The sequence below is a fragment of the Pseudarthrobacter sp. NPDC058329 genome (assembly GCF_042879835.1).
Classification (GTDB): domain Bacteria; phylum Actinomycetota; class Actinomycetes; order Actinomycetales; family Micrococcaceae; genus Arthrobacter.
Map to the genome: position 1 here is coordinate 194,325 of NZ_JBHVZR010000002.1, position 12,205 is coordinate 206,529.

13 protein-coding genes and 1 riboswitch are annotated in these 12,205 nt (G+C 67.5%); of the genes, 9 read left to right on the forward strand and 4 right to left on the reverse strand.

The window, feature by feature from the left end; all coding sequences use genetic code 11:
• Window positions 1–47: 47 nt before the first annotated feature.
• Window positions 48–659, reverse strand: coding sequence for a phosphoribosylanthranilate isomerase (locus tag ACFVYC_RS05355; RefSeq protein ID WP_387547571.1), 612 nt, complete (start codon window positions 657–659; stop codon window positions 48–50).
• A gap of 95 nt (window positions 660–754) precedes the next feature.
• Here ACFVYC_RS05355 and ACFVYC_RS05360 point away from each other — a divergent pair, with 95 nt between their 5' ends.
• The 6 genes from ACFVYC_RS05360 (at window position 755) to ACFVYC_RS05385 (ending at window position 4,430) form a co-directional block, all read left to right on the forward strand.
• On the forward strand, window positions 755–1,330 hold the full coding sequence (locus tag ACFVYC_RS05360; protein WP_387547574.1) for a HutD family protein: 576 nt from the start codon (window positions 755–757) through the stop codon (window positions 1,328–1,330).
• A gap of 87 nt (window positions 1,331–1,417) precedes the next feature.
• Complete coding sequence (locus ACFVYC_RS05365) at window positions 1,418–1,948, forward strand: ferritin (RefSeq protein WP_387547577.1); 531 nt, start codon at window positions 1,418–1,420, stop codon at window positions 1,946–1,948.
• Window positions 1,949–2,090: 142 nt separating this feature from the next.
• Window positions 2,091–2,156: riboswitch (guanidine-III (ykkC-III) riboswitch) on the forward strand.
• A 9-nt stretch (window positions 2,157–2,165) separates the two neighbouring features.
• Complete coding sequence (locus tag ACFVYC_RS05370; RefSeq protein ID WP_387547580.1) at window positions 2,166–2,489, forward strand: DMT family transporter; 324 nt, start codon at window positions 2,166–2,168, stop codon at window positions 2,487–2,489.
• The gene (locus ACFVYC_RS05375; protein WP_387547912.1) at window positions 2,489–2,872 is read left to right on the forward strand and encodes a DMT family transporter; all 384 of its coding nucleotides are present in this window, start codon (window positions 2,489–2,491) and stop codon (window positions 2,870–2,872) included. Before ACFVYC_RS05370 ends, ACFVYC_RS05375 begins: the two co-directional genes overlap by 1 nt.
• A gap of 25 nt (window positions 2,873–2,897) precedes the next feature.
• Window positions 2,898–3,524 (forward strand): nucleoside/nucleotide kinase family protein, encoded by a 627-nt coding sequence (locus tag ACFVYC_RS05380; RefSeq protein WP_387547583.1) that lies wholly within the window; start codon window positions 2,898–2,900, stop codon window positions 3,522–3,524.
• Between the two features lie 255 nt (window positions 3,525–3,779).
• Window positions 3,780–4,430: an MBL fold metallo-hydrolase gene (locus ACFVYC_RS05385; RefSeq protein WP_387547586.1), complete on the forward strand. Its 651-nt coding sequence runs from the start codon at window positions 3,780–3,782 to the stop codon at window positions 4,428–4,430.
• A gap of 124 nt (window positions 4,431–4,554) precedes the next feature.
• Here ACFVYC_RS05385 and ACFVYC_RS05390 read toward each other — a convergent pair whose 3' ends face one another.
• On the reverse strand, window positions 4,555–6,477 hold the full coding sequence (locus ACFVYC_RS05390; protein ID WP_387547589.1) for a DEAD/DEAH box helicase: 1,923 nt from the start codon (window positions 6,475–6,477) through the stop codon (window positions 4,555–4,557).
• Window positions 6,478–6,856: 379 nt separating this feature from the next.
• Here ACFVYC_RS05390 and ACFVYC_RS05395 point away from each other — a divergent pair, with 379 nt between their 5' ends.
• A complete protein-coding gene (locus ACFVYC_RS05395) occupies window positions 6,857–7,618 on the forward strand; it encodes an SAM-dependent methyltransferase (RefSeq protein WP_387547591.1) in 762 nt (253 codons plus the stop codon).
• A 68-nt stretch (window positions 7,619–7,686) separates the two neighbouring features.
• Here ACFVYC_RS05395 and ACFVYC_RS05400 read toward each other — a convergent pair whose 3' ends face one another.
• A complete protein-coding gene (locus ACFVYC_RS05400; RefSeq protein ID WP_387547594.1) occupies window positions 7,687–9,096 on the reverse strand; it encodes an MFS transporter in 1,410 nt (469 codons plus the stop codon).
• Between the two features lie 168 nt (window positions 9,097–9,264).
• Window positions 9,265–10,560, reverse strand: coding sequence for an MFS transporter (locus ACFVYC_RS05405; RefSeq protein WP_387547915.1), 1,296 nt, complete (start codon window positions 10,558–10,560; stop codon window positions 9,265–9,267).
• Window positions 10,561–10,809: 249 nt separating this feature from the next.
• On the opposite strand from ACFVYC_RS05405, the gene ACFVYC_RS05410 reads away from it, so the two are divergent.
• Both ACFVYC_RS05410 and trmB read left to right on the forward strand, forming a co-directional pair.
• Window positions 10,810–11,229 (forward strand): hypothetical protein, encoded by a 420-nt coding sequence (locus ACFVYC_RS05410; RefSeq protein ID WP_387547596.1) that lies wholly within the window; start codon window positions 10,810–10,812, stop codon window positions 11,227–11,229.
• A 51-nt stretch (window positions 11,230–11,280) separates the two neighbouring features.
• Window positions 11,281–12,204 carry a tRNA (guanosine(46)-N7)-methyltransferase TrmB gene (gene trmB, locus ACFVYC_RS05415; RefSeq protein ID WP_387547598.1) on the forward strand — a complete coding sequence of 308 codons (924 nt, stop codon included), beginning with the start codon at window positions 11,281–11,283 and terminating at the stop codon, window positions 12,202–12,204.
• Window position 12,205 lies beyond the last annotated feature (1 nt).

Here is a 12,205-nt window from a genome sequence, read left to right on the forward strand (position 1 = left end):
TGACAAAAGGATGGGGGCCTGCCCTGACCGGCCCCTGAAATCAGCTGCTAATCCGCTGCGGCGCTTTTCGCGGCGTGCACGAAGGCGCGCACCTTGGCCAGGTCCTTGACGCCCCGGGACGCCTCGACGCCGGAAGACACGTCCACGCCCCAGGCCCTGGCGGCCGTGGAAGCGGTACGGACATTATGAGGGTCGAGCCCGCCGGCCAGCAGCCAGTGGCGTCCCTGCAGTGCGGGCAGCGCGGCCACCGAGGCGTAGTCCCAGGCCTCACCCGAGCCGGGCACCGCGGCGTCGATCAGCAGAAGGTCCTCGCCCCAGTCTTCGAATTCGCCTGGAGCGGCTCCCATGGTGACTGCCCTGATCAGCTTCATGCCGGCGTCGTGCACTGTTGCTACGTCCTGGCGCGAGCGCGGGCCGTGCAGCTGGATCCATTCCAGCCCGGCAGCGCGGGCGATGGCCACGGCATCGGCCACGGGTTCGTGGCGGAAGACGCCGATGGGCGAGACTCCCGCAGGTACCTCCACCAGCAACGCCGACGCCTGGGACGGCGAGACGACACGGGGGCTTGCGGTGAGGACGAAACCGACCGCGTCCGCCCCGGCGTCCACCGCTTCACGGACGGATTCGGGCGTACTGAGACCACACACTTTTACAAACATTCCCGGCTCCTAGAGGCTGTTTTGTGTATTCCCCCCGGAGGAGAGTAGCAGGAAGGCTGCGACGCGGAGGCACCCGCGGCAATTAGGCTGGGCAGATGGAGATCATCCGCTTTGCAGACCTCAAGCCCGAGCCCTGGCGCAACAGGGGCGGGGTGACCCGCCAGCTGGCCAGCCAGCCCAAGGCCTCCTCGACACCTGACGGGGACTGGGACTGGCGGGTCAGCATCGCGGACGTCAGCAAGGCCGGTGACTTCTCCCCGTTCCCCGGGATGGAGCGAATGCTGACGGTAGTCGAGGGCGAACTCCTGCTCCTGACCGTGGACGGCGCGGACCATCCACTGGAGAAGTACCGTCCTTTCCGTTTCCCGGGCGGAGCCCAGACACAGGGGTCCCTGCCGACGGGCGATATCCGGAACCTCAACGTCATCACACGGACCGGAGGTTTCAAGGGCTTCACGTCCATCATCGAACTTTCGAAAAAGCGCGCGAAGCCGATTTTCGAAGGCCAGCTGGGGATTCTGCTCCAGGGGCAGGCCACCGCCGGTGTGGGGACGCAGGAACCCGAAACCCTGGCGCGGTACGACGCCGTGGTGGGCTCCGACGTCGACACCCCCGATGTCCTGGGCCGCGGCTTCCTGGCCGTCGTCTCAATCGATCCGGTCGTGGATTAAGCCGGCAACGAATAGGACAGCCTCGCCTTTGGAAAGCAGAGCCTTTCCACACTGGTCTCTCCCCGCGGCCGTCCCTAAACTCGGGCTATGACCACTTCATCTTTCAATGCGCTCCTGTCCACCCAGATCGGCAACGAATTCACGGCATCCCAGCAGTACATTGCCGTAGCCACGTGGTTTGCCAACCAGGACCTCCCCCAGCTGGCCAAGTACTTCTACCGCCAGTCCGTGGAGGAGCGGAACCACGCCATGATGATGGTGCAGTACATGCTGGACCGGAACATCCCCTTCACCATTCCCGGCGTCCCCGCCGTCCGCAACGACTTCGCGTCCGTCACCGAGCCGCTGGCCCTGGCACTGCAGCAGGAAAAGGAAGTCACGGGCAACATCGAGGACCTCTTCCGTGCCGCCCGCGGCGAGAACGACGCACTCGGCGAGCAGTTTATGCTCTGGTTCCTGAAGGAGCAGGTGGAGGAAGTCGCGTCCATGACCACGCTTCTGAACATCGCCGAGCGCGCTGACAACCTGTTCGACATCGAAAACTTTATCGCCCGGGAAACCATCGGCGACGGCGGCCGCGACTCCGCCGCCCCGGAAGCTGCCGGCGGCGCGCTCTAACGTCCGCCCGGCCCCATCCAGGTAGGGCCACGTGTCGCTTTGGCGCCTCACGACGACACTTGGCGCTACCTGTTTGCCGTGCAGATGGTGAAGTTGGGCACCATCGGTGGCCGGCCGGCGTCGGGCGTTGCTACGCTGGAAGCCAGGGCTCCGCGTGGGAGCCTCCGGACGACGGTTCAGTACCCGGCACGCGACAAGACTGGCCAAAGGATCTGTCATGTCGTGGTTAATACTCATTTTTTCCGGCGCCCTTGAGGCCGTGTGGGCCGCAGCGCTGCACCGCGCCTTCCAGGCGTCCGGCCGGCGCCGCATCGCCCCCGCCGTGTTGTTCCTGGTCTCCGTCGCTGCCAGCACCGGCGGCCTGGCAATCGCCATGCAGTCCATCCCCACCGGCACGGCCTACGCCGTCTGGGTGGGTGTGGGCGTGGTGCTGACCTCCGCGTACGCCATCGTCACCAAGGTGGAACGCCCGACGGCGGCACGCCTCCTCCTGCTCTCCGGCATCGCCGCGTGCGTGGTGGGCCTGAAGGTGGTGGCGTGATGCGGCGGCGTTCGATTCCATGGCTGGTGCTGCTGGCCTCGGCCGTTCTGGAGGCCGTTTGGGCTACCGCCCTTGGCCTGTCCGACGGCTTCACAAAACCCATGCCTACCCTGGTTTTCGCGGTGACGGCTGCCCTGAGCATGCTGGGCCTGGGTATGGCCATCCGCAGCATTCCGCTGGGCACCGCCTATGCAGTGTGGGTGGGGATCGGGGCGGCGCTGACGGTGGGCTGGGCGATGGCCACCGGCGTGGAACCGTTCAGCGTGCTCAAGGTGCTGTTCATTGCCGGGATCGTCGGCTGTGCGGCCGGGCTGAAAGTGCTCCCGGGCGGCGCCGACTCCCCCGAGCCCGAGCCTTCGGCCACTTCCGCTGCCACCCGCTAAGCCCCGTGCAGTTTAGGCTTTTGCCATGGATTCCCCCGAGATCACAGAGGCTGTCGCCGCCCTGCGGCAAACGCTGCACGGCGGCCGGCGGATACTCTTGGGCATCGCCGGTGCACCGGGTTCCGGAAAGTCCACTTTGGCTGCGTGGCTGCAGCAACAGTTCGAGCCCGGGCTGGCCGTGGTGGTGCCCATGGACGGCTACCACCTGGGCAACGCCATCATCGAGGGCACACCCTTGCGGCTGCGCAAGGGAGCCATCGACACGTTCGACGCCGGCGGGTACCTGTCGCTGCTGCGGCGCCTGGTCCGCCGGGATGAGCCGGTCGTTTACGCCCCTGAGTTCCGGCGCACCCTGGATGAACCCGTTGCGGCGTCCATCGCGATCCCGGCGGAGGTTCCGCTGGTGATCACCGAGGGCAACTACCTGCTGGTGGAGCAGGAACCCTGGAAGGACATCCGGGCGCAGCTGGATGAGGTCTGGTTTGTAGAAACCGCTCAAACGTTGCGGCTCCAGCGTCTCGCGGCACGGCACATGTCATTCGGCATGGACCGGGCCGCGAGAGAAGCCTGGGCCGCGGGCCCGGACGAGGCCAACGCGGTACGGATCCAGGCGACGCGTCCGGCAGCGGACCGGCTCATCCACTGGCTGTAGACCCCGGAATTCAGCCGGCAAATGGCTGCCCGGATGCCCCGGGGCAGATTCGATCTCTACTGCATGCACCGCCGTGACCTCCGCGTTCCGATTGCGGAAACCGTGGAGGCCATGGCGGAGCTTGTGCAGCAAGGTGAAGCACCCGGGGCTGTCAGGGGTGGCTGCCCGGGAGTCGGCAGATGCCCCCACGGTCCACCTCATTGCGGCGGCCGCGAGGAAGCGGGGACATGCAGCGGCGTCCCTAGACTGAAACCTATGGACTCACTTCTGTACGACCTGCCTGCCCTGACCATCCGCCGGATTTCCGTCAGCGGGATGGACAACAACGTGTACCTGTTGACCGCGAAAGCGAGCGGCGAGCAGGTGCTGATCGACGCCGCGGATGACCTGCCGGCCATCCAGCAGCTCCTGCGGGATTCCTCCGCGGACGCATCCGTTGAACCCCGGCTGGCCCTGATTGCCACCACCCACCAGCACTGGGACCACGTCCGCGCGCTGAAGGAGCTGACGGCGGCCACGGGTGCGGCCACCGCTGCAGGAAAGGACGACGCCGACGCGTTGCCTGTGGCGCTGGACCGTCCCCTTGAGCACGGGGATTCCGTTGCCGTGGACGGCTGTGAGCTGACGGCTGTGCACCTGCGCGGACACACCCCTGGCTCGATTGCGTTTGTGTACCAGGACCCGGAAGGGCCCACCCACATCTTCTCCGGCGACTCGCTGTTTCCCGGCGGCGTGGGCAACACCCAGAAGGATCCGGAGCGGTTCACCCAGCTGATCACCGACGTGAGCGAGCGGCTGTTCGGCGCCTACCCGGACTCCGCCGTCGTACACCCTGGCCACGGCAAGCCAACCACCCTGGGTGCCGAGCGGCCGCACCTTGAGCAGTGGCGCGCCCGCGGCTGGTAGCGCTCCGGGGGCGCTGCGCGTGGTGATCGGCGCTGGGCAAAATCCCGGGCGCTGGTGATATATCCGTAGCGCCCGGGAATTTGACTATCGCCAGCTAATTTGCGCGGCGAAAAACGCGTAACCTTTAGCGGCTGCGGCGTTCGTTGGACGCCGGAGCGGAAGCACGGCGGGGACCGCTGCGCGCGGGACGGCCTGAGCCGCCGCCGTTGCCCGCGGAGTAGGATCCGCCGGAGGTTCCACCCGTGTTGGAGGACCAGACAGCCTTGTTGCCACCGCTGGCTGCACCAGCACCGGCTGAGCGTGAACCGCCGCCGGTCCGGGCGCCTGCACCGGCACCCGCTGCGGCACGCTGGCCGGTTGCCGGGCGGCCGTTGCGCTGGCCGCCGGAGGAAGCGGGACGGCCTGAGGAAGCCGGGCGGCCGGTGCCGCCGCGGGGAGCGTCACTGCGCGTGATTCGGGAATCGCTGCGACCCTCAGATGCACGGCCGTCCGAACCGCGGCCGGCCGATGCACGGCCACCTGCTGCGGGGACGTCGTTGCTGTGGGTGGAAGCGGTGCCGCGGCCACGGGCGTTGCGGCGGGCAGCCGCTGCTGCGATGGCGCGGTCCTCGTTCTGCTCGCTGACGCGGTCGAATGCTGCCCGGGCTTCGGTGCGGCCTTCGAAAGCTGCTGCGCGGCGCTCGGCACGCGGAATATCGGTGCGCGTGGGTTCGGCGGAGACCCGGCCACGTCCACCGCGGCCGCCGCGTCCACCGGCGGTGGGTGCAGCCTGGCGGCGGGCGCGCTTGCGCTCGGCGTTGGCACCGGTGGAAGTGCCGCCACCCTGCTGGGCGGCTTTTTTGGCCAGCAATGCTGCGCGGGTGCGGGGGTCGATCTTCTCGGCCATTTCGCCCACGAGCTCGGCGACGATGGGCGAACCGGCGGTCACGCGCTCGAAGTTGACCTCGACGCCTGCGGCCTTCATCAGCTTCTTCACGTCGGTCTGCTGCTCGGGAAGAGTCAGTGTAACAACGGTGCCGTCGGAACCGGCCCGGGCCGTACGGCCGGAGCGGTGCAGGTAAGCCTTGTGCTCTGTGGGCGGGTCAACGTGGATCACCAGTTCGACGTCGTCCACGTGCACGCCTCGGGCTGCGACGTCGGTGGCCACCAGGACGCGCACGTCACCTGAGGAGAACTCAGCGAGGTTGCGGTCGCGGGCGTTCTGCGACAGGTTGCCGTGCAGGTCGACGGCGGGGATCCCGGCGTCGGTGAGGGTCTTAGCCAGCTTGCGGGCGTGGTGCTTGGTCCGCATAAAGAGGACGCGGCGGCCGGCGCCGGAGGCGAGCTCCACGATCAGCTGCTTCTTGACGGTCTGGTCGTTGACCACCAGGACGTGGTGCTCCATGGTGGTGACCGCTGCCTGCGGATCGTCCACGGAGTGGGTCAGCGGGTTGGACAGGTAGCGCTGGACGATCTTGTCCACGCCGTTGTCCAGGGTGGCGGAGAAGAGCAGGCGCTGGCCCTGGCTGGGGGTCATGTCCATGAGCTTCTTCACCACGGGCAGGAAGCCAAGGTCAGCCATGTGGTCGGCCTCGTCCAGGACGGTGATTTCCACGGCTTCGAGGGTGAGGATGCGCTGGCGGATCAGGTCCTCGAGGCGGCCGGGGCAGGCGATGACAATGTCAACGCCTGCACGCAGCGCCTTTTCCTGGCGGGCCTGGGAGATGCCGCCGTAGATCACGGTGGTGTTCAGGCCGGCGGCCTTTGCCAGCGGCTCGATGGTGGCGTTGATCTGGGTGGCCAGCTCGCGGGTGGGTGCAAGGACCAGGCCCATGGGCCGGCCGGGCTTGCGGAAATGCTTGGCTTCGCGCTCGGCCAGGCGTGCCACAAGCGGGATGGCGAAGGCGATGGTCTTGCCGGAGCCGGTGCGGCCGCGGCCCAGGACGTCGCGTCCGGACAGGGTGTCAGGGAGGGTCTTCACCTGGATGGGGAACGGCTCAGTGATTCCCTGTGCGGTAAGGGTGTCAGCAAGGGCTTTGGGCGTGCCGAGGGCAGCAAAAGTAGTCAAAGTCAAAGGTCTTTCAGGCGGTATCCGTGCGGATATCGGCCCCCGACGCCGGTTGGCCAAGGGGGTTCGCCGAAGAAAATTCAGGTGATCAACCGGCCTGCTGCCGCTTATACAAAGCGGCGGCCGGGACCAAATGGAACGCGTTCATCGACGCAGGATGTGCCTCTCACATGAAAAAAGCCCCGTCCCCTAAATGAAGGGGTACATGGGCATCACTGCACATCAAGTTCCACCAGTTTAGCATCCCGCACGCACTCCCTTTGTCCTCCCCCTCCCAACTGACTGGCAGCTGGCGCCGTCAAAACCCCTTTTTGAGTGCGTTACATGCCAGCCACTTGGTGGCGTTGCCATCACGCGGTGCGCGGGGCAGGGTTGAGGCATGACTGAACACGCGTCCCACCGGCATGAATCGAACCTGCCCGGCTCCCGGCAGGAAACGCACGACGGCGGCCCCGGCCTTTCCGGGGACAGCGGGGGCCAGGAAATCAGGGACGCGGCTTCCCTGTGGGACGAGCGATACCGCAGCAAACCACAGATCTGGAGCGGCAAGCCGAACCCCCAACTGGTCCGGGAAGCGGGCGGGCTGCGGCCGGGACACGCACTGGACCTCGGCTGCGGCGAAGGTGCCGACGCCATCTGGCTGGCGCAGCACGGCTGGACAGTGACCGCCGTCGACGTCTCCGCTGTAGCACTGGAACGGGCGCACGGACACGAGAAGGCCGCCCTGGCGCGGGAAAGCGTCCACGCAGCCGAGGGTGCCATCGCCAGCCGCATCCATTGGCAGCAGGCCGATCTCAAGGACTGGGAGCCTGATGAGTCGTACGAGCTCGTGACGTCACAGTTCCTGCACTCCCAGGAGCTCGCCTGGAAGCGGCCGCTCAAAACAGCCGCGGCGGCGGTCAAGCCGGGCGGAACCTTACTGGTGGTGGGCCACCATCCGCACCGCCTTCCGCCCTGGGGCGGGGCCCACACCCACGACGATATGTTCTACACAGCTGAAGACCTGGTCCGGGAGCTTGGCTTGGACCGCCCTGAATGGCAGCTGGAAGTACAGACCAGCCGGGAGCGGCCGGTGACCGGGCCGGAGGGCCAGCAGGCCACGATCGCCGACGTAGTGGTCCGGGCCAGCCGGCTGCCCTGACTTCCCTCGGAGTTGGACACGTATGAGGACTTCCGCAGCCTCCACGTCGTGGTGCGTGTCCAAAAAACTCACGGGGATCTGGCCGTGACCCGGGGCGCGATGGCGGCCCCGGCTGCTGCCAGCACGGCGGCAAGCGCGAAGACCCCGGCGAAGGATTCCGTCGTCGTCGCAAATGCCGCGAACACTATCCCTGTGGTGGCGAGCGCAAGCGCGCCGCCCAGGGAGTCCGAAATGGACATGGCTGAGCTGTTGAAGCCCTCGTTTTCCTTGGTGGACAGCGCCAGGGTCATCACGCTCAGCCGCGGATAGAGCAGGCCCATGCCACCGCCGGCCAGGACCCACCCCGCGATGACGACGGCGGGCGGCCAGTGCAGCGCGGTGGTCGCCAACGCCAGGAGTACAGCCCCGAGGACCATGAACGAGCCGATCCGGACGGCGCCGCGGTGGGACAACCGGCCACCGAGCCGGCCTTGGAGTGCCGCCGCCCCCGCCCACGCAAGCGCTCCGCCGGTGAGGGTGAGGCCCGCAAAAGTGGGCGGGAACGCATACTGCTCAATCAGCAGGTAGGGCAGGTAAACCTCGGCGCCGAAGAACCCGGCAGAGGCCAGCCCGCGCACCAGAATCACGCTGGGAAGGCCGCGGCGGGCGGCGAGCGTGCCCCGGGGCACCAGTGGGCGCACGGCCACAAGGGCGATGACGACGGCGGCCACCGCCAGGAGTGCCGGCGCTGCGGTGAACCCGGGGAGGCGGGCCTCCCGCGAGAGGTTGAGCCCCAGGACTGCGAGCGCCGCCAGGGTGGCCCACGCAAGCCGGCCGAGTGCCCACGAGGCAGGAGGCTGGGCCCTCGCTTGTTCCCCGGGACCTGGTTCTTCAGCGAACGGCATCCCCCGCAGCACCGGCACTATCATCACCAGCGCCGGAACGACGAGGCCCACCACGCCCAGGAACACCCAGTGCCAGCTCAAAACCTGCGCCACGATGCCGGCGGCAAACGGGCCGACCAGGGACGGGATCACCCAGGCTGCGGAGAAAGCAGCGAAGATTTTGGGGTGCAGCAGCGCTGGATAGATTCTGGCCACGAGTACATACAGCGCCACCGTCAGGGCGCCACCGCCCAGCCCCTGCACCAGCCTGCCCGCCACCAGCAGGGGCATGGATACCGCCGTGCCCGCGATCAGCAGGCCCATCACGAACAAGGCTACGGACGCGTAGAGCGGAGCAGTGGGGCCGCGCCGGTCAGACCAGTTCCCGGCCGCGACCATACCGATCACTCCGGTTGCCAGCGGACCCGCAAAAGCCAGGGCGTAAAGGCCGGCGCCGCCCAGTTCCCGGCTGACCACCGGCATGATGGTGGTCACCGCAAGGGATTCGAACGCGGCCAGGAACACCAGCGCGCAGGCACCGATGGTCACCCACAGGTACGGCCGCTGCAGGATGCCTGCGTTGGGGTTGGCGGCTGAAAGGGTTGTCTCGCGCACGCTTCGGGCCCGATCGGTTGCTGTTTGACGTGCTCCACAGCATAGCGGCCCCCACGGACAATGCCCGGGCTACTGACCGCCCTAGCCGGCAGTAGTGACCGCCGTGGGGACGATGGCCCGGCCGGTGGCCCTTCCCAACTGACTGGCAGCAGCCGTGCTTATGAGCGGTTATGACGACGCCTGCTGCCAGTCAGTTTCACCGACGAAGCGGTTCCGTCCGGCCCGGTAGCCGAACACCGCCGCCAGGAGCCCCACCGCCAGGAACAGAATGCCGGCCGCTGTGAACGTTCCGGTGGCCTGGTGCAGTTGGCCCACCATCAAAGTTCCCGTGGAACCGAGCCCGTAGCCCACGCCCTGCATCATCCCGGACAGGTGCGCGGCGGTGTGCCCGTCCCGGGTACGCAGCATGATCATGGTCAGGGCCACCGCGGTGAGGCTCCCCTGCCCCAGTCCCAGGAGTCCTGCCCACACCCACACCAGCTCCAGCGGGCCGAAGATGCTCAGCGCGAAACCCCCGCCGGTCATCAGCGCCACCATCGTATTGATGGCGCGCTGGTCCCGAAACCTCGCCGCCAGCGCAGGCGCGAAGAGCGAGCCGAGCATCTGCAGCACGATGCAGACGGACACGATCAGCCCGGCGGTCCCGCCGTCCACACCCCGTTCCCTCAGGATGGGCGCCAGCCAGGCGAAGACGCTGAACGACATCATGGCCTGGAGCACCATAAAGATCGTGACCTGCCACGCGACCGCCGAGCGCCAGACGTTCACACCCTCACGCGCGGCCTGGTGCCGGACGGGGTGCTGCCGTACCGCCACGGGCAGGAACAGGACAAGGACGACGGCGGCGGGCAGCGCCCAGAACCACAGCGCCAGGGTCCACTCCCCCGTCGCCGTGTACAGCGGGTACGTGAATCCGGCTCCCAGCGCGGCCGAGGCACAGATGGCGGTTGTGTACAGCCCGCCCATCAAGCCAAGCCTGTGCGGGAAGTCGCGTTTGACCACCCCGGGCAGGAGCACGTTGCACAGGGCAATCGCGGCACCGCAGGCAGCTGTTCCGGCCAGCAGCGCAGGCAGGTGCGCCGGCCCCGGCGTACTCCCAACCGACAGCCATGGAATCCCGGCAGGGCGGACCAGGAGCCCCGCGGTGAGGACCACCATCGCACCAAGGAGGACGCGCTCGGCGCCGAAGCGGCGTGCCAGGAACGGGGCCAGGGGAGCGAACACTCCCAGCAGCGTCACCGGGACAGTAGTCAGCACCACCACTGCCCAGCCTGGCAGGGCAGCCTGGGAGGTGATCTCGGGGAGCACGGCCGAGAAACTGGAGAAGACGGTGCGCAGGTTCAACCCGATCAGGACCAGGCACAAGCCCAGGTACACCAGGGCTTTCCGGCTTCCCACCCGGGTGGGTTCCGGCGCCGGAAGCTCATCAATTTCGGCGTCCACCACGTTGTCAGGCTGAGCCAGGTGGCCGGGGGGAAGCTTTCCCGTCCGCTCCCCGGGCTTCTGCTTCTTCGCCGCCGCGTCTGTCGCTTCCGTCACCTGCCCATTCTTGCAGGAGCCTATCTTGCAGGCGGGCTGGCGGCAGGCGGGCCAGCGGGCCGGCGGGCCGGCGGGCCGGCGGGCCGGCGGGCCGGCGGACCGGCGGACGAAGTTATCCACATAGCGCCACAGCTGCCTATGGCCACACCGGCCGTGAGTCCTAACTTTGGGGGCATGAACAACGTCCAACCGGCCAGCCCGGACCCGCCCCTGCAACCATCGGGGCCGTCAACCGGGACGGACCGTGGGGCCGTCGGAAGCCTGATTCTTGCTTTCCTTGCACCCATCAGCATCGGCGTCACTGGCCCCATCGGGATATTTACCATGCTGATGACAGCCGGCCCCTCCGCCCATACCCCGCTGACCTGGCTGGCCCCCGTCTTCTTCTGGAGCCTTCCCCTTCTGGTAGGAATCAGCTCTGTCTCCCTGGCCCGCTCCTCACTGCGGACGTGCCGGCGCGGATCAGGCGCGTGGGTGGTGGCGGTGATATCACTGTCATTCATGGGCATCTTTTTTCTGCTCGGCCTGATCGTCACGCTTCAGTTCATGATTGGATCGGGTTTCTTTGACGAGTCTCTGCAGCGGGCCTATTGACTGTCCGGCTTCCGCTCCCTCCGGTTGTCACGCACCGGTATTCTGGAACGGATGAGCGAATCCCCAGGAACCCCCGAGCCGCAGCATGTCCCCAGGCCGGTGACCCCCGGTACACAGGCCTCCTACGGCACGTACGGCGGCCGGCCCGTCAGCTTCGTCCGCCGCGGAACACGGCTGCAGGGACGCCGGCAGGCGGCGTGGGAACTGCATGCCGAACGGTGGGCTGTAAATGTCCCGCGGCACGTTGCCAATACGTCAGTCCACCCGGATTACACGTTCGATGCCATGGCGGAATTCGGCCGCAGGGCACCCCTGATCGTCGAGATCGGCTCCGGCCTGGGTGACGCCATCTGCCATGCCGCCGAAGCGAACCCGGACACGGACTTCCTCGCCGTGGAGGTCTACACCCCCGGGCTCGCGAACACGATCATCAAAATCAACAGCCGCGGGCTGAGCAACGTCCGCGTTGTGGAGGCCAACGCGCCGGAAGTGCTGGCCACCATGCTGCCGGAAGGTTCCGTCAGCGAGCTGTGGGTCTTCTTTCCCGACCCCTGGCACAAGTCCCGGCACCACAAACGGCGGCTCATCCAGCCCGAGTTTGCAGACCTCGCCGCCCGTGCGGTGAAAAAGGGCGGGCTGTGGCGGATTGCCACGGACTGGTCCAACTACGCCGTCCATGTCCGTGACGTCCTGGCGGACTCGAAGGACTTCGAAAACCTGCACACCGGCGAGCGCCGCGGACCGGAGAGCCCGCTGACGCAGGTGTGGCAGTCAGGCGTGGAATCGGTGGTGGGCGGAGCCCCGGTCCGTGAAGGCCGCGCTCCCGTCAGCACCGAACACACCGGGCCCAACGAGGGCGTGGACGAAACGGGCGGCTGGGCGCCGCGCTTCGAGGGCCGGATTCGAACCAGCTTCGAGGGAAAGGCCCACGAAGCCGGGCGACTCATTTTCGACCTCTGCTACCGCCGCAAATAGC